This window comes from Tessaracoccus rhinocerotis (assembly GCF_007197885.1).
Classification (GTDB): Bacteria; Actinomycetota; Actinomycetes; order Propionibacteriales; family Propionibacteriaceae; genus Arachnia; species Arachnia rhinocerotis.
Genome location: NZ_VKKG01000004.1, coordinates 367,607 through 393,408, shown reverse-complemented (window position 1 = coordinate 393,408; position 25,802 = coordinate 367,607). Strand labels below are relative to the sequence as shown.

Here is a 25,802-nt window from a genome sequence, read left to right as displayed (position 1 = left end):
ATCCCAGGTCGCTGGCTCGCCGCTCGTGGGAGGATGCGGCATGAGCTATCGCCGTCGACGAATCGTGACCTGCCTAGGCGGCTGCATGCTGGCAATCGTCTCGCTGGTCGCCTGCGTGCCCGGTGACTCCCAGAGTCCGATAGGCAACGTTCCAGGAAGGCCTACTCCCGCCCCAGCGACTCCCGCCGCCGAAGGGTGCCAGCAAGTGCGTTTCGAGCACCACCAGCAGCCCTCGGAAGTCCCAACCGATTCTGCTCGGGTGATCATCTGCCCTGACGCCGAACGGGTTGGGGACATTTTGGATGCGTACCACGGGGCACCTCTGGAGGTACGTGTGGACCATCTCGTGGCGTTCGTCCAGTCACAGCCTGATCACCTACCTCCGACCGGGGATATTGAGTGTCCTGCGGACCTGGGGCCGCAGTTCGTCCTGATCTTTCAGAACCCCGCCGGTGAGCAAGCCCGCATCTGGGCTGACGTCAGTGGGTGCGGCGGAACGCTCGGGCGTGATGCCTCGGCAGCCGTGTTGGATTGGCTTTCTGGAGACGTCGAGGCCTCGAATCTCCCCTAGCGAGTCGCTGCGCGAGGATCGCACTCGGCATTCGGACCCCTCCACGCGGCAGATCAGTGAGTCTGCGCGGAGCTACTCGGCCTGCTTGAGAGGCGGAGTCGTCGGATGCGATCGTTCCGTGCTTGAACGAACCTCATGCTGTTGACCCGATAGGCCGTGTACTCCGAGGGAGTGACCACGAAGGCGGGTGCTGGGAATGAAGTCACAGCTTCCCCATCCAAGAAGGACCGAACCGAGGCCCTGTCGGCGGTCACCAAATCGTCCAGGAGAAAGAAGCGAAGGTACGTATCGAAATCTCCGAACAGTTCGAAGAAGTCGCTGTAGTAGTTGAGCCGATTCGCCAGCGGGCTTTCCATCGCGGGTCTAGGTAGTGCCGGCGAATGCACTCCAGCGTGAGATCGAACCGATCCGCGATCTGCGGGTGCACACCCCGGGCCTGATTGATGGTGGGACCGGTCTGACCCAACCCGTTGCGGGGGAACAAGACGTAAGCACCGAAAGTCGACGCAACGCGAAGGAAGCCATCAACGTCGCGCTGAATCTCCGCGACCAAGTCCGGTGGGAACCTGTAGGTCCACCCTGGCGTCGACCACGTGGGGATGATGGCGTCGCTGCCCAGCCGGAACGCGGCCCCGTCCGGGGAGCGGAGCATCAACCCGTAAGACCAGTCGTGGCTGACTTCGATCTCGAACGGCCCGACCCCGTCAACCGGACGGCTGCACAGGGCCTGATGCCACAAGTACAACCGTTCGCAGTCTCGGTCGGGGTCGCCTTCGCGGTCGTAGTGGCTCGCGAAGTCCAGGTCGGGGTCGATCCACTCACTCATGAGTTCATCCTTCCGCAGGACCGCGGCGCGCATACGTCCGATCACCAAACTGGCTCATCACATTTGAGGGTGTAGAGGCGGGGTGATCACGGCGGCGCGTCGGTCCGCGGATGAGGGTCGAGGCCTCCCGAAGATGGAAGTTCTCACACTCACCATCCGGAAGACCTCGACGTGCCTCACGCTACCTTCACGCGCCCCAACCTGACCACGTTCACCCGCCTCGACGAGCTCGGCCTGGAGGTCGTCGGCCAACAGATCGAGCCGAAGCGGGCCGTGTTGGCCTGCCGGGTCGTTGAGCCGGACCAGTGGTGCCGGCGGTGCGGCTGCGAGGGAACGCCACGTGGCACCGTGGTGCGTCGTCTGGCGCACGAGCCGTTCGGCTGGCGACCCACCATCTTGCTCGTCACCGTGCGTCGCTACCGCTGCGGCGAGTGCGGGCATGTGTGGCGTCAGGACATGAGCAGAGCCGCCGAGCCGCGGGCGAAGTTGTCCCGACGGGCGTTGCGGTGGGCGTTGGAAGGACTCGTGGTCGCGCATCTGACCGTAGCCCGGATCGCCGAAGGGCTGGCAGTGTCGTGGAACACCGCCAACGACGCCGTCCTGGCCGAGGGAAAGCGGGTCCTGATCAACGATCCGCGGCGTTTCGACGGCGTCCATGTGCTCGGCGTCGATGAGCACGTGTGGCGGCACACCCGTCACGGCGACAAGGGCGGATTCAATCGGTCGTCGCAACACCTCTTTCCGGAGGTGTGTGATGGCAAGAAGACAGCAGGCTGCAGATCGTGCTCAGCGTCCGAAGATGCGTTCGCCGGGCAGGTGGGGTTTCCCGCGTCGGGTTGAGCGTGAGTTCTGGCTGCGAATCGGGCAAGGCCTGCCCACGGCCAAGGCCGCTGAGGCCGTTGGCGTGTCGGAGGTCATCGGGGGCCGTTGGTTCCGTGAAGGTGGCGGCATGCCTCCTATGACTCTGGCCGAGCCGACGGGCCGATATTTGTCGTTCGTCGAGCGCGAAGAGATCGCGATCCTGAGAGCTCTGGGTCATGGCCCGCGTGAGATCGGTCGCCGGATTGGGCGGGATGCCTCGACGATCTCCCGAGAGCTTCGCCGCAACGCGGCCACGCGATCTACGAACCCGGGGTATCGGGCCACGACCGCGCAGTGGAAGTCCGAGATCGCAGCCAAGCGTCCAAAGCAGGCGAAGCTGGTGACGAACCCTAGGTTGCGCGAGTACGTTCAAGACCGGCTCGCCGGGAACGTCCGCCGCCCGGACGGCACCCCCGTCGCCGGCCCCAGGACACCGCCTTGGAAGGGGTTGAACAAGCCCCGCCGTCAGGACCGGCGGTGGTCAACGGCCTGGAGCCCGGAGCAGATTGCTCAACGTCTGAGGCTCGAGTTCCCCGATGATGAGTCCATGCGCATCAGTCATGAGGCGATCTACCAGTCGCTGTTCATCCAAGGCCGTGGTGCCCTCAAGCGCGAACTGGTCACGTGTCTGCGCACGGGGCGAGCACTACGAGAACCCAGGGCCCGGTCACGGAACAAGGCCCAGGGACACGTCACCGCCACCGTGGTCCTCAGCGAGCGCCCCGCCGAGGCCCAGGACCGGGCCATGCCTGGCCATTGGGAAGGTGACCTGATCATCGGTACTGGCAGGTCTGCGATCGGGACGCTCGTCGAACGCAGCAGCCGTTCAACGCTCTTGGTGCACTTGCCACGACTGGAGGGGTGGGGCGAGAAACCATCTGTGAAGAACGGCCCATCTCTGGGCGGCTACGGGGCCGTCGCGATGAACGCCGCTCTGACGGCATCGATGACGGCGCTTCCTGCGCAGCTCCGCAAGACGCTCACCTGGGATCGCGGGAAGGAACTCGCCGGGCACGCACAGTTCACGCTCGAGACGGGAACCAAGGTGTTCTTCGCCGATCCGCATTCCCCTTGGCAGCGACCGACGAACGAGAACACGAACGGGCTACTGCGTCAGTACTTCCCCAAGGGCACGGACCTGTCACGCTGGTCCGCTGAAGACCTCGAGGCCGTCGCCTACACGCTCAACAACAGGCCCCGCAAGATCCTAGGCTGGAAAACCCCAGCCGAAGTCTTCGAAGATCAACTACGCTCGCTTCACCAACCCGGTGTTGCAACGACCAGTTGAACCCGCCAAGTACGTCACCGTGGTCATCGATCTGACCCCGACCAGGGACGGCGCCGGCCCGGCACGCCTGTTGGACATGATCGAGGGCCGCTCCAAGCAGGTGTTCAAGACCTGGCTCGCTCAGCGCCCCCGAGCCTGGCGTGACCAGATCGAAGTCGTAGCCATGGATGGGTTCACCGGCTACAAGACGGCTGCCGCGGAGGAACTGGCCCATGCCACCGCGGTGATGGACCGGGTCTGCTGAAGGTTTGGTTGACCTCCGGGGTTATGCCGCCAGTGTAGCGGCGGGGTTGTAGATGAGTTCGTACTCGATGGGGGTGAGTTTCCCGAGGCGTCGTTGACGACGTTTCCGGTGGTACTTGCCCTCGATCCACGAGACGATCTCGAGGCGGAGTTCGTGGCGGGTAGTCCAGGGTTGGCGGTCGAGGACGTTTTTCTGCAGCAGGGCGAAGAATGACTCCATCGCTGCGTTGTCGCCACAGGCTCCGACCCGGCCCATCGAGCCGCGGAGCCCGTGACGTTTGAGGGCCTTGCAGAATTTCCTCGACCTGAATTGGGACCCTCGGTCCGAGTGCACGATCACCCCGGCCGGCTGCCCCCGGTGAGCCACGGCCATCTCAAGAGCGTTGACCGCGATCCGGGCCTTCATCCGCGAGTCGATCGAGTAGCCCACGATCCGGTTGGAGAACACATCCTTGATCGCACACAGATACACCTTTCCCTCACGGGTACGGCGCTCGGTGATGTCGGTGAGCCACAACTGGTTGGGCCCCTCAGCGGTGAACTGACGCTGCACGAGGTCATCGTGGACCGGTGCCCCTGCCTTCTTGTAGCGCGATGTGCGTGTGACGATGACCGATTGGATACCGGCGACCCGGCACAGCCGCCACACACGACGCTCCGAGACCGTGTAACCCAGCTCGCCGATGTCATCGGCCAGCACCCGGTAGCCGCCCTCGGGGTCGTCGGCATGGAGCTTGCGTAGCACGGCGATCAACTCACGTTCCTCGGCCTCACGGACCGAGATCGGCTGCTTGAGCCACTTGTAGTAGCCCTGTTTGGAGAATCCCAGTATCCGGCACGCGACCGCCACCGGCACCCTCACCGGGGCACCGACAGCAGCCATCTCCTTGACGAGCGGATAGATCATTTTGGGGGTGTGATGTGAGCCTGCGACAGATACGCTGCTGCGCGGCGTAGCACCTCGTTTTCCATCTCCAACTCACGGATCCTACGCAAAGCCTGGGACATGTCCTTGCGTGCCTCGGGGTCCGTGGTCGGCGTCATCCCGTGAGACTGGAACCTCGCGTCACGGACCCACGCCTGCAGCGTGGTCTTCGCGACACCCAGGTCCTTGACGACCTGCTTCTGCGGGATGCCTGAGGCGACCAACGCGACCGCGTCGCGCTTGAACTCGTCGGAGTAAGTGATCTTCGGCATGGTTGCCATCCTTTCAGCACAACCTCCTCCCAGAAGTCATGCGGTCTTGGAGTCAACCAAACCTTCGGCAGTCCCACCCCTTCCATGTAGTGCGTCTGGCAGGGGAGGCCCTGACCCGGTGCCGGCAACGGGTTCAGCAAACCACCCGCGGACATCGAGGCCGTGCTGGGGATCCGCTCTACCGGGCCAGGCGCACCTTGCTGACCGGTGTTGATCTGCTCACCGACAAGCAGGTCGCCCGCCTGGAAGCGCTGTTCGCCGACGACCAGCATGGCGAGGTCGAGGCCACCTGGGGCATTTACCAACGTCTCGTGGTGGCCTACCGGCAACCTGACAAGAAGTTCGGCCGCTACCTGCTCAACAAGGTCATCGATGACATCAGCACAGGCGTTCCCACAGCACTAGTGGAGTTACGCCGCCTGGGTCGGACCCTGAACCGTCGCGCCGCTGACGTGCTCGCCTTCTTCGACCGGCCAGGCACCTCCAACGGCCCCACCGAGGCCATCAACGGCCGACTCGAGCACCTCCGCGGTATCGCCCTGGGCTTCCGGAACCTGACCCACTACATCGCCCGCAGCCTCCTCGAGGCCGGCGGATTCAAACCCCGACTACACCCTCGATTGTGAAGAGCCACCAAACTGCAAGAGCCGCCGCCTCTCACAGACAACCTCCCCGACCACCGGTTCGGAGTGCGCGGGAGGTCCGCTGGGAGACGATTCCTGGGGACGTGTGAGAGGCCACATCAGCTGAGTGAACCCGCAGAAGGACCGGTTGGGCCAGTGATTGAGTACCTCACCCTCGAGGACATTCTGTCGCTGGTGGAGGACCTGGGAGTTGGTCCCATCGGCGATATCGGACTGCTTGACAGTGCGGTTCATCGTCCCCGGGTGAGCGTCTACGGCCGGGATGCCTATCCCGGCCTCGACGATAAGGCAGCGGTACTGCTGGAATCGCTGGTCGGAAACCATGCCCTGTTCGATGGGAACAAGCGCTTGGGGGCTGGCTCTCGCTGGTGGTGTTCCACGGACTCAACGGCATCGATTTGGATGCACCGGACGACGAGTCCTACGACTTGGTCATCGCGGTCGCCAGCGGGACCGCGACGTACCAGGAAGTGTCGGGCTGCCTCGCATCTTGGCACTGACCACCAGCGACAGACCAGGACGATTAGGGCATACCTCCAGATCGGTTGCCGTTGGAACTTCTACGTCACTGTGGGCATCTCGTCAGTTCGTCGCCTCTTCATGCGAAGTGATCCGTTCCAACACTGCGCGCCATTCATCGATCATGTCGCCGTTCTCCATGAGCCCGTAGCCCCCTCCGTGACGATCAGCACGGGCCAGGTAGAAGACCCACCCACGGAGCAAATCGACGCCGCACCATTCCGGGACCCGTTTGGTCCGGCGGTACTCCCTCCAAGCAGGTTCCAGTATTTCGGCAAGCTTCTCTGGAGTACTCGCCAACCTGGCGTAGCCGTTGTACCGATGGGCCCACTCCACTTGCCTGCTCATCAACCCTGCGAACTCATAGACCATTCAGAGGACCACCTTGATCATTGGCACCAAGCATGTCTCATGATGTGGCAGTATTCGCTGAATGTCGAGCCGTCTTGCTGCCGTCGAGTTCTGGGATAGAGAGATCGGCCGATGGGTGCGGGGGAACCATCGCCTGCATCCTGATCTCGAACGCTGGCGTGGCGCCTACGCCGGTCGCGGAGCAGGCACCGTCGACATGACCGTGATGCCCGAGCCGTACATCGGGCCGCTGGCCGCCAAGAACACCCCTGCCCTTGTCATGCTCGGGCTCAACCCCGGTGCACCAGCACCAAAGTTCCAAGGCATGCAGGGCATCTACACGCGGCGTGTCCGCGAAACGTCCTATGGGGACTGGGCCAAGAGCGGCCCCTACACGGATGCGGCGTGGGAAGAAACACACGGGCGTAACCGCTACCACCAAAGCCGGCTTTCTTTCGCTCGCCGCCTGCACAGCGACGACAGCATCCCGGCTCAGGAACTGCTCTACATCGAGCTCTACCCGTTCCACTCCAAGTCCGTCACCGCCGCGATAACGCCGCCAGCCGACCTCCTCAGTCGCTTCATCCTCGACCCCATCAGCGAACTCGAGACCCCGTTTATCTTCGCCTTCGGGAAACCCTGGCTAAAGGCCGCGACGAAACTTGGATTTGGTGACGGGTACCAACTCCCAGTCGACTGGACGACGGCGAGCCGTACGGCCCTTGTGTTCCCACTGAACCGCGACCAGCGCCTGGTAGTTGTCACCCAACTCGGGTATGCGGGCCCTCCCGGTGGCACGGACACCGAAGCGCTCGCCGCCGCGCTCCGCGTCCAAGCCTGAACCCGACATTCTTGGCGTAAGTGCCCAGCGACCAAGCGGCCAACTGCGGCAGATCAATGTCCGTGGAGCGCTTGACACCGGAGACGGAGCCGACGTGGCACCTCAGCCAACTGGTCCACCTGCGTGGAGCGCTCAGCACCGCAGACGGAGCCGTCCGCACCAGTCAGCCCAAGGGTAGCCGGCCAGTCATTGGCGGATCCGGTCAGTCCAGCACTTGCCTGAGAGTGCGTCACAGCTTGAACGGGGCCACGCCCTGGAACTCGTCTGTCGCGAACCGACGGCGCGAGTCCTCCATCTTCTCGGTGACCGCTTTCGCAATATCGATCTCGAGCACGTCCGCGAGCCTGAGCAGGTAGACCAGCACGTCGCTGATCTCCTCCGCGGCCCGCCGCTTGGGGTCCGGCCGGCTGAACTCGTCTACCGCTGGGTCAGCTCTGACCCATTGGAAGCACTCAGCCTTCATCTTGCTCGGCCTGCCAGCCCTCGTACTGCTTCCGCAACTGGTCGAAGGTCTCGGCCCCAACCAACTCCCGAGCAGCCGCAGCAAGTTCGTTTACGCCGGTGTCAGTGGAGCCGGAGCCGGAATTGGTCTCCCAGCTGGCGACCGGACCCCCGACGCTGTCGCTCTCCGTGGGTGCGTCCCGGATCGCATCGCAGAGGGCCACCACGGCGTCGTCGGTGGGCTCGAACTCGGCGCTCCACTCCGGCTGCGGCGACGCGTACGGGCTGGTCCAGACGATGCTACCGGCGCCGTCGGTGAAGGTGACGGTCCATCTGTGGCTGAACGGCGGAGGCATGCTGCCGTTGCTGAAGGCGAACTCCCCCTCACAGGGCGTGCCCGATGCGCCGGAGCAGCCGGCCAGCGCCAGGAAAGGAAGGATCGTCAGGGGCAGGAGGAGTCGCTTCACCCTCCCAGTGTCCACGCCACGGGTTCAGGCGTTCCTCCCCCTGACCGGCGCCGTGTCCGCCACGGTAGGTTGGCGCCGTGCCGTTCACGCTCGCCCATCCCGCCGCGGTGTTGCCATTGATGCGTCGGCCGCTCGTGGGTCTCGCCCTCGTCTGCGGCGCCCTGGCCCCTGACCTCCCCTACTACGTCCGCGCCACCCGTCTCCCGGTCTCGGCGCAGTCCTGGTACGAACCGTTCACCAATGCGACAGCCTCGCACTCCGTCTCCGGCCTGCTGACCGTCTCACTCCCATTGGCGCTGGTCCTGTACCTGCTGGCGCTGGCAGCGACTCCACCGCTTGTCTGGTTGACCCGGGGGAGGTGGGGCGGTGGAACCCTGCACCCCGTCGGGGCAGGAGACGACGAGACCGCTGCCGCTACGCACCGACCCGGCGCGCGATGGGTCTGGGTGCCTGTCTCCTTGGTGCTCGGCGCCGCAACCCACCTGCTGTGGGACTCCTTTGCCAGTAGCGACGGATTCCTGGCCCAGCAGTCTGCGGCCCTGAACACGACGGCTCTGGCCGGCCTCACATGGATTGACCTGCTCCAGCACGGGAGCTCGGTGATCGGGCTGGCGGTCATCGCGGTCGTCCTATGGCGGCGTCGTCGGGTCTTCGTCAGCGATGGCGCTCCCCCACTGCGCAGGACCTACTGGGCGGTTGCCGGCCTCCTCGGGGTCGGGGTGCTAGCGGGAGCCGTGTCGGTGGCGGCCACTTTCGACCCGACGATCCACCGCAGCACGTTGGCCCTCGTCGAGAGCGTCCTGACCCGGGGCCTGATCGGCGGGGGTGCAGCGGTTGGGGTGATTGTCGTCCTGGCCGTTGCCATCTGGTGGGTGGCACGGCTCGGCAGGATGCGGCGCCCCGCGACCTCCGCCCTGTAGCGCTCGGACCGCACTCTCGTGGAGTCGGTGCATGCGCGTACACCGCTTCACTCTGAGGATCGATGGAATCGCGGGCGCGTACCGACTGATCAGCTAGTTCGTAAACGCGATTCGATGATCTCCCTCACGTCGGGCAACTCTTCGATGACCGTGATCCTCAGGACTTCTGGGGCCACGAGGTGATACCCGTGCGCAATCCGGTTGCGCAAGCCCCGCATCGCGGACCAATCTTCTCCGAAGAGGTCGTCGAGGACCGGTGCGGGTAACCCACTCAAGGCGTCGATCATCCCGGCAAGCCTGAGAGCTATGGCGTCGACAACAACACTCTGCTCAAGGTCCATTGATGCGTACTCGTCGATGAAGTCCAGATGAAGAAGCGCGGTCCTCAACAACTCCGGTTCAGTCCGACTCACAGCGGCACCGCTTCTTCAAGGATTCGTGCGCGCAAGTCTGGCCGGATCGAATCGTCGAGTACGAGGTCCACTGGCAGTCCGACCGCCCTGGAGGCCTCATTCTCCAGCCGGGCCAGCGCCAGCAGGCCGATGGGTCGTCGAGGGCTGGCCAGGATGTCGACATCGGATCCCTCGTGGTCCTGCCCTCTCGCGACGGAGCCGAACACTCGCACGTTCACCAGTCCGGCCCCCCGGAGTAGACGGACCAACGCGCCGCGATTCGCCCTCAACTGGCGAGCACGCTCGCCCGCACCGTGGAACCGCAGGAGACGGTTGATCTCCGCCTGACTTCGTCCGCTGTGTGCGGCGATCTCCCTCTGCGAGAGGCCGCTGGCGTGGGCGCGCCTGACGGCACTCACCAAGCGTGCCCGAGCCTCGCGCGCAGCATCGTCCGCGGCACGCGCCTCCTGCTCAAGCTCAAGGACATCCACAGATCCATGATAGCAATTGCGATCACCTGGGAAGTGTGCCGACACATTGCATCCCTGCCGGTATCACGCCGCCCGGAGACCGCTCTTCCATGGCAAGGACGGTGAGCGCCGTCCCGTCGATGGGAGGGCATCATGAACCGCCACTACTACCGCAAGGACCAGCCGGTTGAGGTCGAGGAGATGGAGGCGGTCGTCGCCGTCCACACCGATGAGACCGCCGACGACGCGAACCGGTACCAACGCCGCGCAACGGACGGCAGAGCTGCGATCCGCAAGGCAGCACCCGAACTGGACGACGACACCATCGACGCGTTCGAGCGCGCTGGCTGGCTCGTGGTCAAGGAGAACGCCACTACCCGCCGGTCCGTCCGTGAGGGCAACGTCCCCGACGGTGCGGACGCCGCAGGCAGGCTCGTGGTCCACGACGACGGCCGGGTGGTCATCGCCACTGACGTGCTCACGGTCCAGCTGGACCCCTCGCTCGACCGCCCCGAGGTGGACGCCGAACTGGAGGCCGCGGGCCTGACCGTGCTGGTCGAGCTCCGCTTCGCACCCAACCTCTTCGAGGTCCGCACCGGCAACGGCGACGCGCTCGACGCGTCGGTGGCGCTCCACGAGAACCCGAACTTCGTCTTCGCCGAGCCCTCCTTCGTCGAGCACGTGCCGCAGCGCTTCACACCCACCGACCCGGACTACGCCGACCAGTGGCAGTGGAACAACACCGGCGCGGGCGGCGGCACTGCGGGCGCCGACGTCGCCGCCGAGGCCGCCTGGGACCACACTCGCGGCGCGGGCATCCGCGTGGCTGTCGTGGACAACGGCTTCGACGCCGACCACGAGGACCTCGCCGCGGGGGTCGGGGCGGGCTCCGGCTTCTTCGTCTCGGGCTCCCCCGTCACGTTTACGGCCGGCACCGCCGGCATGCCGGACGAGGACCACGGCACGTTCTGCGCCGGCATGGTCGGCGCCCGGGAGGGCAACGCGAGGGGCGGCGTCGGCGCGGCTCCTGAGTCCGAACTGATGCTCGTCGCCTGCCTCACCGACCAGGTGGGCAGCCAGGCCACCCTGGCCCGGGCCATCGCCTACGCCGCCGACCCCACCACCGAGGTGGCCACCGCCAACGCGGACGACGGCGCGGACATCATCGTCTCCAGCCTCGGCCCCAACGGCGCCAACTGGGCCCTGATGACCGTCCTCGACCTCGCCCTCCAGGCCGCGGCCGCCAACGGGCGCGGCGGACTGGGCACCGCCATCTTCTGGGCGGCGAGCAACGGCAACAACGTCGACGTCTCGCTGGACCAGGTGGTCTCGCACCCAGACGTGATAGCCGTCGTCCGCTCCGACCGCAACGACATGGAGGACAACGCCGCCCGCGGTGCCGAGGTGGAACTGATCGCACCCGGCGTGAACGTGGTCAGCACCCAGTCGGGCGACAACTACGGCCCGTCCACCGGCACGTCCTTCGCCGCACCCTGCGCCGCCGGTTGCGCCGCGCTGGCACTCTCCGCCGACCCGGGCATGACCCGCGACCAGCTCCGCCAGCTGATGCGCGACACCGCCGAGCAGATCGGCGGTGTCGTCTACGACGCTGCTGGCCACAACGACGACTACGGCTTCGGCCGCGTCAACGCCTTCGACGCCGTCGCGCAGGCCGCCCGCCGAATCCAGCTCCTCACCTCGCACGTCACGTTCAACGACGTCCCGGAGGCGGAGACCACCGCTCGCGCCGTCGTCTGGGAGGTCTCCGGAGTGGAGGACCTGACCTTCGAGGTGGTCTCCGGCCCCACCACCACGTCCGGCCCGGCCGGCTCCTTCAGCCTGCTGCTGGGCTCCTCGACGACGGTGCCGGCGCCCGGGATCGGCGCCACTGAGCACGCCCGGATCTGGCTCACCCACACCGGCACCAACGCGGGCGACACCGCGGCCGGCGAGGTGGTGGTCCGCTCCGTCCAGACCGGACAGGAGTGGACGGTCCCGATCTCGGCCAACACCGTCGAGCGCCCCACCGCCGGCCTGGTGATGGTGATGGACAAGTCCGGCTCGATGGACTGGGACGCCGGCGACGGCCGCAGCCGCGTCGAGGTGCTGCGCGAGTCAGCCAACGTCCTGGTCGACCTGCTGCGCCCCGACACCGGCATCGGCGTGGTCCGCTTCGACCACGACGCCGGCGTGGTGATGAACGTCGTCGACGCCGGCCCGGAAATCTTCGGCGCGGGGCGCGCACAGGCCGCCGCAGCCGTGGCCGGGCACGTCGCCAACCCAGCGGGCGCCACCTCCATCGGCGACGGCGTCGCCTCGGCCGGGACGATGCTCGACACCGTCGCCGGCACCTACGACACCACCGCCATGATCGTCCTCACCGACGGCCAGGAGAACGCCCCGGCCTACATCGCCGACGTCGCCGGCAGCATCGACGACACCGTCTTCGCCATCGGCCTCGGCGAGCCGTCGGCCATCAACCCGGCCAAGCTCACCCAACTGACCAACGGCACCGGCGGCTACGTCAACATGACCGGCGTCCTCTCGGTCGACGAGCGGTTCCTGCTGGCGAAGTACTACATGCAGATCCTCGCAGGCGTGAACAACGAGCAGATCGTCCTCGACCCGAGCGGTTGGATCCAACCGGGCGACGCCGTCAAGGTCCCGTTCCAGCTCTCGCGGGCCGACTCCGCCACCGACGTCATCCTGCTCGTCCCAGCCCCGTGGGTGGTCAACTTCCAACTCGTCACCCCGTCCGGGGAGACCATCACCCCCACCACGGCCGGCGCCACCTTCGTCACCGGCAGCAACGTCGCCTACTACCGGCTCACGCTCCCCCACGTCGACGCAGGCGGCGGCGAGCACTGGGCCGGCGAGTGGACCGCCCTGCTCGAGGTGGACCGCGACCGCTTCCACAAGTGGCTCAGCCACCTCGAAAGCACGGACCTGTCCACCTACGAGCAGGCCGTCGCCCACGGCGTCCACTACTCCCTGGAGGTGCACAGCCGCTCCAGCCTGACGCTGAAGGCCTCGCTGCACCAGAAGGACATCGAGCCGGGCGCGACGATGCACCTGGTCGCACGGCTGGCGGAGTACGACCTCCCCGTCGACGGCGACCGCGCCACCGTGCGCGCCGAGCTCGTCGGGCCCGCCGGGAACGACGTGGTGAAGCTCATGCCCTCGGGCGGCGGGGTGTTCGAGGCCGAGTACGTGGCCAAGCACTACGGCATCTACCGGTTCCGCCTGGTGGCGGAGGGCCGCAGCCTCCACCGAGAGCGGTTCACGCGGGAGCAGCTGCTCTCGGGATCCATCTACGTGCCCCGCCCGCCGGAAGGCGACCCCGAGCCGCCGAAGGAGAGCGGGTCCGGCTGCGAGGAGCGGATCAGGATCCTCATCGAGGTGCTGCACGACCGGCGACTGGCGAAACTGCTCGACGCCGCCCTGGGCGAGTACGGCACCGACCTCGCCGAGGTCATCGAATGCCTGCGCAAGCTGGTGGACACCAACCAGCCGGGCCCGGTGGTGCGGCCGAAGCTGCCGATCGACGTGGTCCGGCCACCGCTGGTGCGGCCCATCAGGGCTCTCGAACCGGCGGAATCCGCCGGTGAGGCACGGCTCACGGCCACGGCCCTCGCGGATGGGCTGCGGCGGCTGGCAGCTGACCTCGACCGGGCGTGACGAGCTCCGGCGACACGCCTCGGAGCCTGCCCATCAGAGCAGGGACCGAGGCGTGTCGCCGGAGCTGGTCACCACGGGTCACGAAGCCCGCACCGAGGCGGGCGCCCGGTCACTCCATCGACGTGACGGGAGCCGGGTCCATGTCGTCGAACTTCTGGTTCTCCCCGGCCATCGCCCAGATGAACGAGTAGGCCTTGGTGCCGACTCCGGAGTGGACGGACCAGCTGGGCGAGATGACCGCCTGCTCGTTGGCGACGACCAGGTGGCGGGTCTCGGACGGCTCGCCCATCAGGTGGATGACGCGGGCTTCGTCGGCGACGTCGAAGTAGAGGTAGGCCTCCATGCGGCGGTCGTGGGTGTGGGCGGGCATGGTGTTCCACATGCTGCCGGGCGCGAGTGTGGTGACCCCCATCATCACCTGGCACGACTTCACGTCGCCGTTGAACAGCAGCTGGCGCAGGGTGCGCTTGTTGGAGGTCTCCTGCTCGCCGAGCTCCAGCACGTTGCCCTCGTCCGGACCCACGAGCGTGGTCGGGTACTCGGTGTGCGCGGGTGCGCTGTACAGGTAGAACCGGCCCGGTGCGGAGAAGGTGACGCTCCTGGTGCCGCGGCCGACGTAGAGCAGGCCCTTGTGGGCGACGGTGTAGGTCTGGCCGTCGACGGTGACCTCGGCGTCGGCGCCGATGTTGATGATGCCGGCCTCGCGGTTGTCGAACAGGTGCTCGGCGTGCAGCGCCTCGGGAGTGGGCAGCTCCAGCTGGGCACCCTCGGCGGGGACTGCGCCGGCGAGGATGACGCGGTCGTGGTGGCTGTAGGTGAAGTTCACCTCGCCGTCGGTGAAGAGGTTCTCGACCAGGAAGCGCTCGCGCAGTTCTGCGGTTCGCATCCCGGCGACGTGCTCGGGGGCGCAGGCGTAGCGGTTCTCCATGATGATTTCTCCTTGCAGTGGGTGCCCGACCGGATTGCCGGGACTTCGTTACTCGGAATCGGGTCAGCGGGCGAGCCAGCCGCCGTCGACGGCCAGCAGGGTGCCGTGGACGTAGGCGGACGCGCGGGAGGCCAGGAACACGGCGGCGCCGGACAGGTCGGAGGCCTCGCCCCAGCGGCCGGCGGGGATGCGCTCCAGGATGGCGCGGGAGCGGTCGTCGTCGGCGCGCAGGGCGGCGGTGTTGTCGGTGGCGAAGTAGCCCGGGACGATCGCGTTCACGTTGATCCCCAGCGGTGCCCACTCGTTGGACATCGCCCGCGTCAGACCGGCGACGGCGTGCTTGGAGGCGGTGTAGGAGGCGACGTTGATGCCGCCCTGGTGGCTCAGCAGCGAGGCGGTGTTGATGATCCGGCCACCCTCGCCGGCCTCGATCATCACCCTCGCGGCGGCCTGCGCCAGGAAGAACACGGCCTTCTGGTTCACCTGCACCACGTCGTCCCAGTCGGACTCGGGGTGCTCCAGCGCCGGGGAGCGGCGGATGGTGCCGGCGTTGTTGACCAGGATGTCCAGCCCGCCGAGGCCCGCGACGGTCTGCGCGACCAGGTCGCCGAGCTCCTCGACGGAGGCGCTCGCGAGGTCGCAGACCAGCGTGAGGGCGCGCCGCCCGGCGGCCTCCACCAGCTCGGCGGTCTCGGTTGCCCGGGAGCTCGAGCCGACGAGTGCGACGTCGGCGCCGGCCTCGGCGAGGGCCACGGCCATCGCTCGACCGAGGCCGCGGGTGGCGCCGGTCACGAGCGCCACGTTCCCGTCAAGGGAGAATTGGTCGAGGATCATCGGGATTCCTTTCCCTCAAGCGGGTGCCAGTACGACACCCATTCTGGCCGGGTCCGGCGCAGCAGCGCCTCGGCGTAGAAGTAGTCGCCCCACAGGTTGCCCTCGTCGACGCCCTTGCCGCCGTTCTTGTCGTAGACGCTGTGCAGCAGCAGGCAGTCGCGGGGGCCGGTGCCGTCGGTGGCGTAGTCGGTGGCCAGCGACTCGAGGATCTCCTCGGCCGCCTGCCCGTAGTCTGCCCTGCCGGTGGCGGCGGCGAGCTCGAGCAGCCCGCACACCGAGATCGCGGCCGCCGAGGAGTCCCGCTCCTGGCCGTCGGCGTCGGTGAACATCAGGTCCCAGTACGGCACCCTGTCCGCGGGCAGGTGCGCGAGGAAGTAGTCCGCGAGCCGCCCGGCCAGCTCGAGCAGCGTCTCGTCGCCGGTGTGCCGGTAGCCGAGGGTGAACCCGTAGATCCCCCACGCCTGGCCGCGGGCCCAGCAGGAGTCGTCGCCGTAGCCCTGGGCCGTGCTGCCCCGCAGCGGCTCGCCGGTCTCGGGGTCCCAGTGGAAGGTGTGGTGGGTGGTGTCGTCGGCGCGAACGATGTTGTCGCGCAACGCGCGGGTGTGCCGGACGGCGGCGTCGCGGTAGCGGGCATCGCCGGTGGTCTCGGTGGCCCAGTACAGCAGCGGCAGGTTCATCAGGCTGTCGATGATGGTGCGGCCCCGCTGCGCGGGATCGGCCAGGTCGCCCCAGGCCTGGATGATGCCGGCCGAGTCGAGGAACCGGGTCATCAGGTGGTCGGCGGCCAGGAGGGCGGCGTCGCGGGCCACCTCGTCGCCGCGCTCGCGCCAGGCGGTCACGCAGGACAAGGTGTAGAGGAAGCCGAGGTCATGGGTGGCGATGTCGATGCGGCCGGTGATGCGCTCGACGAAACTCGGCACGTGCGCCTGCGCGCCGTCGAGCAGCGCCTCGTCGCCGGAGGCCTCCCCCAGCGCCCACAGCATCCCGGGCAGGAACCCGGTGGTCCACTCGGTGTTGCCGCCCTCGGGCTGCCCGTACTGGGCGCGCCGCAGCGGGTAGACCCCGTCGATGGTGGTGTCCTCCGGGTAGACGTCGGCGAAGCGCTTCAGGTGGCTGTGCGCGATCGCGACGGCCGCGTCCAAGGCCTTGTCCGTGCTGGTTGCAGCGCGGGGCATGGTCGACATGTGGTGGGGTCCCTTCGGGGTTTCAGGTGAGGATGGGGCGCAACGTGAAACGGGTGTTGGCCCACACGAGGTAGAGCAGCGGCGCGGCGACGACGCCCAGCCCGATGGCGGGCCGCTCAGCGGTGATGGCGAGCAGGACGACGAACGCCGCCAGCGACATCAGGGTCAGGTACCAGCGCTTGGCCATCAGGAAGGTGGCCGCCCGGGCCAGCGCGGCCAGGCGCAGCTCGGGCCGTTCGGTGACGGCCACGAGCCCGCCCAGCGCGACGCCGGCCACCAGGGCGATCAGCGTGGCGAACACGGGGATCGCGACGGCGCCGACCTCGTGGCCGAACGCCCAGGCGATGTCCACGGCGAGCACCGTGCACAGCGCGACGGTGAGGGCACCGATCTGCCAGGCCCTGACGGCGTGGCGCCGCCAGGCGCGGAAGTAGTTGCGCACCACGGCGACGTCGCCGGCGTCGCTGTAGCGGGCGAAGGTCGAGAACGTCGCGGGCAGGCTGGGGGCGGCCGCGACGGCTGCCACGGCGACGAACGGCCAGGTCCCGGTGGGGTCGGTGGCCAGCAGCAGCACCACGAGCGGCAGGCTGGTGGCGACCATGAGGAAGTTCGTCATGAGCGCCAGGTAGATCACCCCGGACACCTTCAGGAACAGGTGGTTCTCGACCATTGCCTCAGCCCTTCAGTCCCGTGGACGCGATGCCCTCGATGAAGTAGCGCTGGCCCAGCAGGAAGATGATCGCGATCGGCAGCGTCGAGAGGACGGCTCCGGTCATGATCAGGGCGTAGTCGGCGTCGTACTGGGAGACGAACGTCCGCAGGCCGAGCTGGATGGTCCAAAGGTCCGGGTTGCGCAGGTAGATCAGCGGCCCGAGGTAGTCGTTCCAGGTGGTGACGAACGTCAGCAGCGTGAGGCTGGCGATGGCGGGCACCGACAGCGGCATCATGATGCGCGCGTAGATGCCGTACTCGGACAGCCCGTCCAGCCGCGCGGCCTCGCTGAGGTCCTCGGGGATGGTCTCGAAGAACTGCTTCATGAGGAACACCCCGAAGGCGCCGAAGGCCTGCAGCGCGATGATGGACCACAACGTGTTGGCCAGGCCCATGTCCGAGAGCAGCCGGAACTGCGGGATCATGTAGGACTGCCACGGCACGGCGATGGTTCCGATGTAGGCGAGGAACAGCACGTCGCGGCCGGGGAATCGCACCTTGGAGAAGCCGTAGGCGGCGAAGCTGCCGGTCAGGACCTGCATGAACGTCACCACCACCGACAGCAGCAGCGTGTTCTTCAGCCAGGTGGTCATGTCCGACTTGGCGAAGATCTCCACGTAGTGCTGCCATTGCGGGATGTCCGGCCACCACTTGATGGGGACGGTGAAGACCTCGTTGTTGGTCTTGATGGAGCTCATCACCATCCAGTAGAACGGCAGCAGGATGCCGAGGGCGGCAGCCACGAGCAGGATGTAGACGAGCACCTTGCCGATGCGCTTGAGGACCAGGTTCTCGGTCATCACTTCTCCTGCCTGCGGTTCCAGAAGTACTGGAGCAGCGTGATGGAAAGACAGATGAAGAACAGCACCACGGCCGACGACGACGCGTAGCCGAACTGGTTCTCCTCGAAGCCCTTGCGGTAGATGAACTGGCTGAGCACGAGCGTCGAGTTGCCCGGGCCGCCGTTGGTCATGACGAGGATCAGGTCGAACACCTTGAGGCTGCCGATGGTGAGCATCACGGTGACGAAGAACAGGGTGGGGCGCAGTCCGGGGATGGTGACGTTGCGGAAGCGCTGCCAGGCGGAGGCGCCGTCGACCTTGGCGGCCTCGTACAGCTGCGCCGGGATGGTCTGGAGACCGGCCAGCAGCAGGAGCATGTAGTAGCCCATCTCGCGCCACACGCCGACGATGATCACGGCGGGCATCGACCACTGGGCCGAGGCGGTCCAGCCGGGCAGGTCGGCGATCCCGAAGAACCGCAGCGCCTGGTTGATGGGGCCGTACTCGGGGCTGAAGATCTGGTTCCACACGACGGCGATGGCGACGATGGAGGTGATGTAGGGGAAGAACGCCGCGGTCCGGAAGAAACCGCGTCCCTTGATTCCCGTGTTCAGCAGCAGCGCCAACCCGAGGGCCGCGGCCAGCGTCAGGGGGATGTGGAAGACGCTGTAGTAGCCGGTGTTGTACAGCGCGGTCCAGAAGCTGGAGTCGCCGAGCAGCCGGCTGAAGTTCTCGAGCCCGACGAAGGTGGCCTTGCCGAAGGCGTTCCACTCCGTGAGCGAGTAGTAGAACAGCATGATCACCGGGACGAGGGTCAGGATCCCGAACCCGATGAAGTTCGGCAGGATGAACGACCATCCCTGCAGGGTGTTGTGGAGCTTCAGCGCTCCTCGTCGTCGCGTGGGTGGGCGCGACGTGTCGACGGTGGTCAACATGCGCCTTTCTCCTGGGGCGTGTGTGGGCGGGAAGTGGGGCGCCGGAGGCCGGGGGGACCTCCGGCGCCGGGCGGGATCAGCGGTTCAGGATCTCGTTCTTCGCGCGGTTCTCCGCGTTCTCGATGGCCGCGTCGATGCCCTCGCTGTCGCTGAGGACGGCCGAGTGCAGCTCACCGAGCAGGGTGTTGATCTCGGCGGTGTGCTGCGAGACCGAGTTCTCCGGCATGACGGTGCGGTTCTCGAAGGTCCAGCGGGACAGCTCGTCCTCGGCGATCCCGTCGAGCTGGAAGAACAGGTCGGTGACCTCGGGGCTCATCACCGACGGGGTGATGCCGATGCCGGCGAGGGCCTTGGCCCCCTCCTCGGACGCGACGTAGCTCAGGAACGCCTTGGCCGTGTCCAGCTTCTCGTCCTCGATGGCCGGGTTGATGCCGATGCCGGTGGGGTCACCGAACGTGACGGGGGTGTTGTCGGTGCCGGCGGTGGACTCGTCGAACTGCGGCGCGGGTGCGATGCCCCACGCGAAGTCCTCGGCCTCACCGGAAGCCTGCTGGGCGACGAGGGTGGCGATGTACCAGGAGCCCATCGGCAGCATGGCCGCCTTCTGGGTGCCGAACTGCGACTGGTAGCTCAGGCTGTTGGTGGTGACGGTGCCGTAGGCCTCCATGGCGCCGTCGGCCTGCATCTGCAGCGCACGCTCGTAGTACGGCTTCAGGTGGTCGTACTCGCCGGACAGGACGTCGGCACCCTCGCTCTGCGCGTTTGCGAAGCCCTGGATGACGGACTGCCAGCTGTGGGTGTAGGCACCCTTGGTGTCGCCCTCGAGCTTCTCCGAGAGTTCGGTGGCCGCGGCTGCGTAGTCGTCCCACGTCCAGGAACCGTCGGGGACCTCGACGCCGGCCTGCTCGAACAGGTCGATGTTGTAGTAGAGGAACCACGCGTCCTGGCGGTAGGGGATGGCGTAGGTGGCGCCGTCGAGCTCGTAGGCCGAGACCGACTCGTTGTCCAGGGTCCCGGCCACGTCGGAGACGTCGACGAGCTGCTCGCCCGCGGCGTAGGTGTAGAAGTTGACGAGGTTCTTCATGATGTAGAGGTCCGGTGCCGTGCCTGCGGCGAGGTCCGTGATCATCTGGGTGTCGTAGTCGTTGCCGGCCTGGTACTCGCTGACGGTGACCGTGTACTCGGGGTTGGTGGCGTTGAAGCCGTCGGCCAGGGTCTGGAACTCGGGCGTGGTGTTGAGGCTCCAGCCGGCCAGCGTCAGCTCGCCCTTGGGCTCGGTGCTGCCGGTGTCACCGGCGGGGGTGGTCTCCGCGGCGGTGGTGCCACCGGCGGTGGTCTCGGTGTCCGTTGGGGCCTCGGTGTCCGCGCCGCAGCCGGTCACGAGAAGCGCCAGTGACGCCAGGGCTGCCGAGGCGGCGATGAGTCGGCGGTTCATTCATACTCCTTCATCTGCAGACCCGGCTCTGGGTCTGTTCGGTTTCCTCCCCCGGCCGGGATGGCGCGGGGACGGTCGGTGTTGACGCTCGTGGCGGTGCGACGGCCGTCGGGCCAGGTCACCGTCACTTCGATGCCGGTCGCGGTCTCGACGACGTCGACGACCGGTCGGGCGGTTCCTGCGTTGCCCGAGAGCTCTACGAGCGCCCAGACCCAGGACTCCAGGGGCAGGTCGAAGCCCACCCAGGGCGTGGTGGTGTGCCGGCCGAGCGGGCCGGCGTCGGTGCGGTCCTCGCTGCGGCTGGCTGCCGCGTCGGAGTGCACGACGGATTGGAGCCGGTCAGCGGCCGTGTCGGCGACGCTCCAGCCGCCGATCCGCAGCTGGCGGGCGCGCTCGGGGGCGTCGACCAGCTGGGCCAGCCGGATCTCGGAGGCGCCGCGAACGATGGAGACGACGGTGAGCCGTCCCGCCGGGGTGGCGGTGCCGGTGAAGCCGGAGCCGTGGTGGATCTGGACCTCGTCGGCGGCCACCCAGTGGGCGTCGGTGGCGGAGGCTGCCACGCCGACGGGGCCGGCGTCGGTCTCGTCCATGCGCACCTCGAGGAGGTCCATGCCGGAGCGGTGCGAGGCGTTGCCGTCGCCGTCGACCACTGCCACGGAGTTGTCGAGCGGGTTCAGCCAGCTCTCGGCGTCCAGCAGCGGTGCGGTGGCGGTGGAGTAGCCGAGCCGCGCGTAGAGGGGGCTGTCGGCGACCTGCGCGCCGACCAGCGCGTGGTCGGTGCCGTGGTTGATCACGCGCACGATGCCGTCGGAGGCGGTGGAGCTCACCAGCCAGCCGGGCGCGCGGACCACGGTGATCTCGTCGGCGGCCTCGGCGGGCAGCGGCACCTCGGGGCTGGTCCAGACGGGGTGGTCGGCCGGCAGCGCCAGCCCGAGCATCCCCTTGGATGCCCAGTAGGCCGAGCCGGTGCCGCTGTAGGCCTGCGCCAGATCGGGCCAGGAGCCGAACCAGCCGAGGTCCAGCAGGCCGTCGGCGTTCGGGACGCCGCGGGTGGCGAAGTGCTCGACGATGCGGGAGCCGGCGCGGCGGAGCTGGCCGAGCGGGACCGACGGCACCTCGGCCATCGCGCCCACCCAGAATGGGGCGGCCGCGGCGAAGCGGTAGACGAGGCTGCGGCCCTGCAGCAGGGGCGAGCCGTCGGCGCCGACGAGGCGGACTGCGTCGGTGAGGAACCGGTCGAGCAGGGCGCGGTCGGAGGTCACGCGGGGTGCGGCGAGGTCCTCGGCGCCGCGCATGCCGGCCCACAGTGTCGGGTAGAGGTGAAGCGCCCAGCCGGTGTAGTGGTCGTAGGCGCGCTCGGGCCCGTCGGCGAGCCAGCCGTCGGCGCGCAGGAAGGTGTCGTGCGTGGCGAGGTCGGCTGCCATCTCGGAGATCTCGTGCGGGCCGTCGACCGAGCGCAGGAACGTCTGCACCACGAGCCGGAACCAGACCCAGTTGATCTGCGGGTAGGTGTCGTCACCGACGGCGGCGGCGAGGTAGGCGATGACGTTGCGCTGCACCGTCGAGGGCAGCCGGTCCCAGATCCACTCGCGGGTCACGTCGAGGATGAGCGCGATGGAGGCGGCCTCCACCTTCGCCTGCGGGTGCTCGTCGAGGCGCAGCCAGCGCTCGGCGGAGTTGGGGTCGGTGCCGGCATCCAGCCCGGCCGCGTACCATTCGGCGAGTCCGTGGGGATCCGCGCCGCCCTCACCCCTAAGGCGGAAGCCGGCCATCAGGAAGGTGCGGGCGAACGCCTCGAGCCCGTCGATGTCCGAGCCCAGGCCGCTGCGCTCCCCCGGCAGGTTGAAGCGGGCCCGGCCCTCGGTGGCATAGGGGCGCACCGCGAGGAGCAGTTGATCGGCGAAAGCTGCCAATCGACCCCTGTCCCACGAGGCGGCCTGCGACGTCATCGTCTTCCCTTCGAGCACTTTTGATCGGATTTGAACTGATCTGCCGCTAGCCTAACCAGAAGTGATCGTTCATGTCTAGTATGAGCGGCAAGCCGAATCGTCCGGAGAGGAGCACCGTGGCCCGAGCAGGACTACCCGTCAGCGCGGTGCAGCCCGAGTGGCTGGCGCTGCTGCCCGAGGCGGGCCGCGACCTCTCCTCCCCCTGTCCCGCGATCACCGCCGAGGACTGGCTGGACTACCACCGCACCGGCAACCGCACCCGCTACGAGGACCTCGCCGCCGAGCGCCACCGGCTGCTGAGCGCGGCCGTGCTCGCGGCCGGCGCCACCGCGGACCCGGTTGCCGTCGGACGCGTGGTCGAGGGGGTGCTGGCGTTCTGCGAGCAGCCCTCTTGGTGTTGGCCCGCGCACGACGACGCCCACCTGCGTGGCGAGCAGCTGCCCGACCCCGAGCGCCCCTTCCTCGACCTCGGCGCCGGGGAGGTCGCCGCGCAGCTCGCATGGGCCGACCACCTCGTCGGCCACCTCGCCGAGGAGGCCTCCCCCGGCATCCGGACGCGGATCCGCGCCGAGGTGGAGCACAGGATCTTCCGCCCCTTCCTCGAGCGCGACGACTGGCACTGGCTCGGCCTCGACGGCGACGTCCACAACTGGCTGCCCTGGATCGCCGGCAACGTGCTCACGGCGGCGGTCGCCCTTGCCGACCCTCCCGAGCGCAGGGCCGAACTGGTGGCCGCCGCCCGCACCTGCCTGCTGCGCTACGCGGACCGGTTGCCCGCCGACGGCGCGATCGACGAGGGCTACGGCTACTGGTGGAACGGCGCCTGCCGCACCTTGGAGGCGTTCGAACTGCTGGGGGCCGTGGGCGATGACGGCGGTGACGGCGACTGGCGCGAGCACCCGGCGCTGCGGGCCACCGTCGGCTTCCCCGCCGACATGCACTTGGGCGGCGACTGGTGGGTCAACGTCGCCGACGGCAGCGCGCGCCCCGAGACCGACCTCGCGTGGCCCGCCCTGTTCCGGCTGGGCCGCGCCGTGGGCGACGCCCGCGCCCAGGCGCTGGCGCTGTCGCGCCGCACCGGAGCGGCGACGTCGGAGATCCGCCGGCTGGGGCGCTTGGTGCTGGAGCTGGCCGACGAGGAGTGGTGGGCCGCGCCGGCCACGGGGCCGGAGCCGCCGCGCGAGGCCTGGTACCCGTCGGTGCAGCTGCTGGTCGCCCGCGAACGCGCCGGGAACAGCGCCGGCCTGGCGCTGGCAGCCAAGGGCGGGCACAACGGCGAGCACCACAACCACAACGACGTCGGAAGCTTCATCGTCGCGCTCGACGGCGTGCCCGTGGTGGTGGACCTGGGCCGGCCCACCTACACCGCCGCCACCTTCTCCAGCGAGCGCTACTCCATCTGGACCATGCAGAGCCTCTGGCACAACGTCCCCGTCGTCGGCGGGCTGCAGCAGCCGCCCGGCGCGCAGTTCGCCGCCCGCGACGTCGCCGTCGAGCTGTCCGACGCCGCGGCGGCGCTGGAGCTCGACCTGCGCGAGGCCTACCCCGCCGCCGACCTCCTCCGGTGGCGGCGGCGCTTGGTGCTGGACCGCGACGGCGCGGCGATCACGTGCACGGACGACTGGGGTTGGTCGACGGCGCCCGCGCGGCCCAGCACCGGGACCCTCGTGGTGGCCGGGACGATCGCCGAGGCGTCGGACACGCAGCTCGTCATCCGCCCCCTCGGGGGCGGCCCCCGGAACCTGCGCGTGCGGGCGGACCGTCCCATGACGGTGGAACAGCGGCCCCTGGATGACTGGATGTTGACTCGGGTCTGGGGTTCGTGCGTCAATCGGATCAGTATTGATCTCGGAAACGACATTGTTGATCAGTCCTCGTTGCGGTTCGAGGCTATGGAGGAGGACCGATGAACCAGTTGGCCGAGAGCCGGCGCTCGCAGATCCTGGCGGAGCTGCGGCTGCACGGGATGCTGCGCGTCACCGACCTGTCCAAGATGCTCGGCGTGGCGCCCGTCACGATCCGCCGCGACATCAACCAGCTCGCCGAGGACGGCGCACTGCGGCGCGTCCACGGCGGCGCGGCGATCGACAGGGAGGAACTCGCGCCCGCCGAGACCGAGGTCCGGGACCGGGACCGGGACGCCGAGACCAGCTTCGCCGTCGGCATGCTGGTGCCCTCGCTCGACTACTACTGGCCCGAGATCATCCAGGGCGCCCAGGACGAGGCGCGCGAGCGCGGGCTGCGGCTGCTACTGCGCGGCACCTCGTACGACTCCACCGACGACCGCGCGCAGGTGGCGCACCTGCTGGACTCCGGCGTCGGCGGGCTGATCCTGGCCCCCGACGTGACCACCGACTCGACGGCCGAACTCCTCGAGTGGCTGGGCGAGCACGGGACCCCCTTCGTGCTGGTCGAGCGCGAGGCAGTGCTCCACGGCACCAACGAACCCGTCGAGTCGGTGAACACCGACCACGTCGTCGGCGCCGGGGCCGCCGTGCGCCATCTCGTCGGCATGGGACACCGTCGCATCGGCCTGTTGACCTCCCTCGGCAGCCCCCACTCGGGCGAGATCCGCCGCGGCTGGGAGGAGGCCGTCGCCGAGAACGGCCTCGACGCGGACCTGCCCGTCCTCACGACCGATCGCGACAGCGCGCTCGGGTTCGACCCGCCCATCGCCGACGTGGTGCGCGACTGCCTCGACGCCGGCTGCACCGCCCTGCTGGTCCACGCCGACCGCGAGGCGATCGCCGTCGTGCAGCACTGCCAGAAGCAGGGCGTCCGGATTCCCCAGGACCTGTCCGTGGTGGCCTACGACGACGAGGTGGCGGCCCTGTTCAGCCCGGCCCTGACCGCCGTGCGTCCGCCCCGCAACAGCATCGGGCGCGCAGTCGTCGGCCTGATCGCCGAGCGCCTCCGCGACCCCGGCCGCCCGACCCACCGGGTCGTGGTCAGCCCCAAACTGCACGTCCGCGACACCACAGTCGCCCCGGGCACTCCACCCTCTGGCGAGTAGCCCACCCACCCCCACCATGGTCGAGTAGGGCGCCCCGCGCGCCCACCCCGATGGTCGAGTAGGGCGCCCAGCGCCCGTGTCGAGACCACAACCCAGGACGGTCTCGACACGCTCGCCAGAGCGAGCTACTCGACCAACGAGGGCCCCGACACACCCACACCCCGACGGTCGAGTAGGGCGCCCAGCGCCCGTGTCGAGACCACAACCCAGGACGGTCTCGACACGCTCGCCAGAGCGAGCTACTCGACCAACGAGGGTTCCGATGGTCGAGTAGGGCGCCCAGCGCCCGTGTCGAGACCACAACCCGGAGAGGTCTCGACAC

At 68.2% G+C, this 25,802-nt stretch carries 22 protein-coding genes and 4 pseudogenes; 10 read left to right on the top strand and 16 right to left on the bottom strand.

Annotated features, from left to right (window positions below):
* Nucleotides 1-624: 624 nt before the first annotated feature.
* A complete protein-coding gene (locus FOJ82_RS17040; RefSeq protein WP_425472499.1) occupies nucleotides 625-927 on the bottom strand; it encodes a DUF6994 family protein in 303 nt (100 codons plus the stop codon).
* The gene (locus tag FOJ82_RS11635) at nucleotides 822-1,397 is read right to left on the bottom strand and encodes a DUF6994 family protein (RefSeq protein ID WP_143938642.1); all 576 of its coding nucleotides are present in this window, start codon (nucleotides 1,395-1,397) and stop codon (nucleotides 822-824) included. The genes FOJ82_RS17040 and FOJ82_RS11635 overlap by 106 nt, the downstream gene beginning before the upstream one ends.
* 171 nt (nucleotides 1,398-1,568) lie before the next feature.
* On the opposite strand from FOJ82_RS11635, the pseudogene FOJ82_RS11630 reads away from it, so the two are divergent.
* From FOJ82_RS11630 to FOJ82_RS11620, 3 genes and pseudogenes are all read left to right on the top strand, one after another.
* Nucleotides 1,569-2,105, top strand: a pseudogene (locus FOJ82_RS11630) (transposase); the annotation flags it as partial.
* A gap of 46 nt (nucleotides 2,106-2,151) precedes the next feature.
* Nucleotides 2,152-3,546 carry an IS30 family transposase gene (locus tag FOJ82_RS11625; protein WP_221933135.1) on the top strand — a complete coding sequence of 465 codons (1,395 nt, stop codon included), beginning with the start codon at nucleotides 2,152-2,154 and terminating at the stop codon, nucleotides 3,544-3,546.
* A gap of 7 nt (nucleotides 3,547-3,553) precedes the next feature.
* Nucleotides 3,554-3,778: pseudogene (locus FOJ82_RS11620) on the top strand (transposase); the annotation flags it as partial.
* Nucleotides 3,779-3,811: 33 nt separating this feature from the next.
* Here the strand turns inward: FOJ82_RS11620 and FOJ82_RS11615 are convergent.
* A protein-coding gene (locus FOJ82_RS11615; protein ID WP_246099854.1) for an IS3 family transposase occupies nucleotides 3,812-4,986 on the bottom strand; the annotation gives its coding sequence in 2 pieces (ribosomal slippage) (nucleotides 3,812-4,707 and nucleotides 4,707-4,986; 1,176 coding nt in all).
* Between the two features lie 77 nt (nucleotides 4,987-5,063).
* Here FOJ82_RS11615 and FOJ82_RS11610 point away from each other — a divergent pair.
* Both FOJ82_RS11610 and FOJ82_RS16955 read left to right on the top strand, forming a co-directional pair.
* Nucleotides 5,064-5,612, top strand: a pseudogene (locus FOJ82_RS11610) (ISL3 family transposase); the annotation flags it as partial.
* Between the two features lie 63 nt (nucleotides 5,613-5,675).
* Nucleotides 5,676-5,924: pseudogene (locus FOJ82_RS16955) on the top strand (hypothetical protein); the annotation flags it as partial.
* Between the two features lie 288 nt (nucleotides 5,925-6,212).
* Here the strand turns inward: FOJ82_RS16955 and FOJ82_RS11600 are convergent.
* Nucleotides 6,213-6,521: a hypothetical protein gene (locus FOJ82_RS11600; RefSeq protein WP_143938641.1), complete on the bottom strand. Its 309-nt coding sequence runs from the start codon at nucleotides 6,519-6,521 to the stop codon at nucleotides 6,213-6,215.
* A gap of 61 nt (nucleotides 6,522-6,582) precedes the next feature.
* On the opposite strand from FOJ82_RS11600, the gene brig1 reads away from it, so the two are divergent.
* A complete protein-coding gene (gene brig1 / locus FOJ82_RS11595) occupies nucleotides 6,583-7,341 on the top strand; it encodes an anti-phage DNA glycosylase Brig1 (protein WP_143938640.1) in 759 nt (252 codons plus the stop codon).
* Between the two features lie 229 nt (nucleotides 7,342-7,570).
* Here brig1 and FOJ82_RS11590 read toward each other — a convergent pair whose 3' ends face one another.
* A complete protein-coding gene (locus FOJ82_RS11590) occupies nucleotides 7,571-7,804 on the bottom strand; it encodes a MazG-like family protein (RefSeq protein ID WP_143938639.1) in 234 nt (77 codons plus the stop codon).
* Complete coding sequence (locus tag FOJ82_RS11585; protein WP_143938638.1) at nucleotides 7,794-8,249, bottom strand: hypothetical protein; 456 nt, start codon at nucleotides 8,247-8,249, stop codon at nucleotides 7,794-7,796. Before FOJ82_RS11585 ends, FOJ82_RS11590 begins: the two co-directional genes overlap by 11 nt.
* 77 nt (nucleotides 8,250-8,326) lie before the next feature.
* Between FOJ82_RS11585 and FOJ82_RS11580 the strand changes: the two genes are divergently transcribed.
* On the top strand, nucleotides 8,327-9,169 hold the full coding sequence (locus FOJ82_RS11580) for a DUF4184 family protein (RefSeq protein ID WP_143938637.1): 843 nt from the start codon (nucleotides 8,327-8,329) through the stop codon (nucleotides 9,167-9,169).
* A gap of 89 nt (nucleotides 9,170-9,258) precedes the next feature.
* On the opposite strand, the gene FOJ82_RS11575 is transcribed toward FOJ82_RS11580, so the two are convergent.
* The gene (locus FOJ82_RS11575) at nucleotides 9,259-9,582 is read right to left on the bottom strand and encodes a HepT-like ribonuclease domain-containing protein (protein ID WP_143938636.1); all 324 of its coding nucleotides are present in this window, start codon (nucleotides 9,580-9,582) and stop codon (nucleotides 9,259-9,261) included.
* On the bottom strand, nucleotides 9,579-10,052 hold the full coding sequence (locus FOJ82_RS11570; RefSeq protein WP_143938635.1) for a nucleotidyltransferase family protein: 474 nt from the start codon (nucleotides 10,050-10,052) through the stop codon (nucleotides 9,579-9,581). Before FOJ82_RS11570 ends, FOJ82_RS11575 begins: the two co-directional genes overlap by 4 nt.
* Before the next feature lie 132 nt (nucleotides 10,053-10,184).
* Here FOJ82_RS11570 and FOJ82_RS11565 point away from each other — a divergent pair, with 132 nt between their 5' ends.
* Nucleotides 10,185-13,709, top strand: coding sequence for a S8 family serine peptidase (locus FOJ82_RS11565; RefSeq protein ID WP_143938634.1), 3,525 nt, complete (start codon nucleotides 10,185-10,187; stop codon nucleotides 13,707-13,709).
* Between the two features lie 109 nt (nucleotides 13,710-13,818).
* On the opposite strand, the gene kduI is transcribed toward FOJ82_RS11565, so the two are convergent.
* The 8 genes from kduI to FOJ82_RS11525 all read right to left on the bottom strand — a co-directional run bounded on the left by kduI (nucleotide 13,819) and on the right by FOJ82_RS11525 (nucleotide 22,467).
* Nucleotides 13,819-14,637 (bottom strand): 5-dehydro-4-deoxy-D-glucuronate isomerase, encoded by an 819-nt coding sequence (gene kduI, locus FOJ82_RS11560; protein ID WP_143938633.1) that lies wholly within the window; start codon nucleotides 14,635-14,637, stop codon nucleotides 13,819-13,821.
* Nucleotides 14,638-14,700: 63 nt separating this feature from the next.
* The gene (gene kduD, locus FOJ82_RS11555) at nucleotides 14,701-15,471 is read right to left on the bottom strand and encodes a 2-dehydro-3-deoxy-D-gluconate 5-dehydrogenase KduD (RefSeq protein ID WP_143938632.1); all 771 of its coding nucleotides are present in this window, start codon (nucleotides 15,469-15,471) and stop codon (nucleotides 14,701-14,703) included.
* Nucleotides 15,468-16,655, bottom strand: coding sequence for a glycoside hydrolase family 88 protein (locus FOJ82_RS11550; RefSeq protein WP_143938631.1), 1,188 nt, complete (start codon nucleotides 16,653-16,655; stop codon nucleotides 15,468-15,470). The genes kduD and FOJ82_RS11550 overlap by 4 nt, the downstream gene beginning before the upstream one ends.
* Nucleotides 16,656-16,677: 22 nt before the next feature.
* Complete coding sequence (locus tag FOJ82_RS11545) at nucleotides 16,678-17,325, bottom strand: DUF624 domain-containing protein (RefSeq protein ID WP_143938630.1); 648 nt, start codon at nucleotides 17,323-17,325, stop codon at nucleotides 16,678-16,680.
* 4 nt (nucleotides 17,326-17,329) lie between these two features.
* The gene (locus FOJ82_RS11540) at nucleotides 17,330-18,166 is read right to left on the bottom strand and encodes a carbohydrate ABC transporter permease (RefSeq protein ID WP_143938629.1); all 837 of its coding nucleotides are present in this window, start codon (nucleotides 18,164-18,166) and stop codon (nucleotides 17,330-17,332) included.
* Nucleotides 18,166-19,083, bottom strand: coding sequence for a carbohydrate ABC transporter permease (locus FOJ82_RS11535; RefSeq protein ID WP_143938628.1), 918 nt, complete (start codon nucleotides 19,081-19,083; stop codon nucleotides 18,166-18,168). Before FOJ82_RS11535 ends, FOJ82_RS11540 begins: the two co-directional genes overlap by 1 nt.
* A 76-nt stretch (nucleotides 19,084-19,159) precedes the next feature.
* Nucleotides 19,160-20,518 carry an ABC transporter substrate-binding protein gene (locus tag FOJ82_RS11530; protein ID WP_143938627.1) on the bottom strand — a complete coding sequence of 453 codons (1,359 nt, stop codon included), beginning with the start codon at nucleotides 20,516-20,518 and terminating at the stop codon, nucleotides 19,160-19,162.
* Nucleotides 20,515-22,467, bottom strand: coding sequence for a DUF2264 domain-containing protein (locus tag FOJ82_RS11525; protein ID WP_143938626.1), 1,953 nt, complete (start codon nucleotides 22,465-22,467; stop codon nucleotides 20,515-20,517). Before FOJ82_RS11525 ends, FOJ82_RS11530 begins: the two co-directional genes overlap by 4 nt.
* Nucleotides 22,468-22,583: 116 nt before the next feature.
* On the opposite strand from FOJ82_RS11525, the gene FOJ82_RS11520 reads away from it, so the two are divergent.
* Together FOJ82_RS11520 and FOJ82_RS11515 are read left to right on the top strand one after the other, a co-directional pair.
* Nucleotides 22,584-24,377, top strand: coding sequence for a heparinase II/III domain-containing protein (locus FOJ82_RS11520; RefSeq protein ID WP_143938625.1), 1,794 nt, complete (start codon nucleotides 22,584-22,586; stop codon nucleotides 24,375-24,377).
* Nucleotides 24,374-25,480: a substrate-binding domain-containing protein gene (locus FOJ82_RS11515; RefSeq protein ID WP_143938624.1), complete on the top strand. Its 1,107-nt coding sequence runs from the start codon at nucleotides 24,374-24,376 to the stop codon at nucleotides 25,478-25,480. The genes FOJ82_RS11520 and FOJ82_RS11515 overlap by 4 nt, the downstream gene beginning before the upstream one ends.
* Nucleotides 25,481-25,802 lie beyond the last annotated feature (322 nt).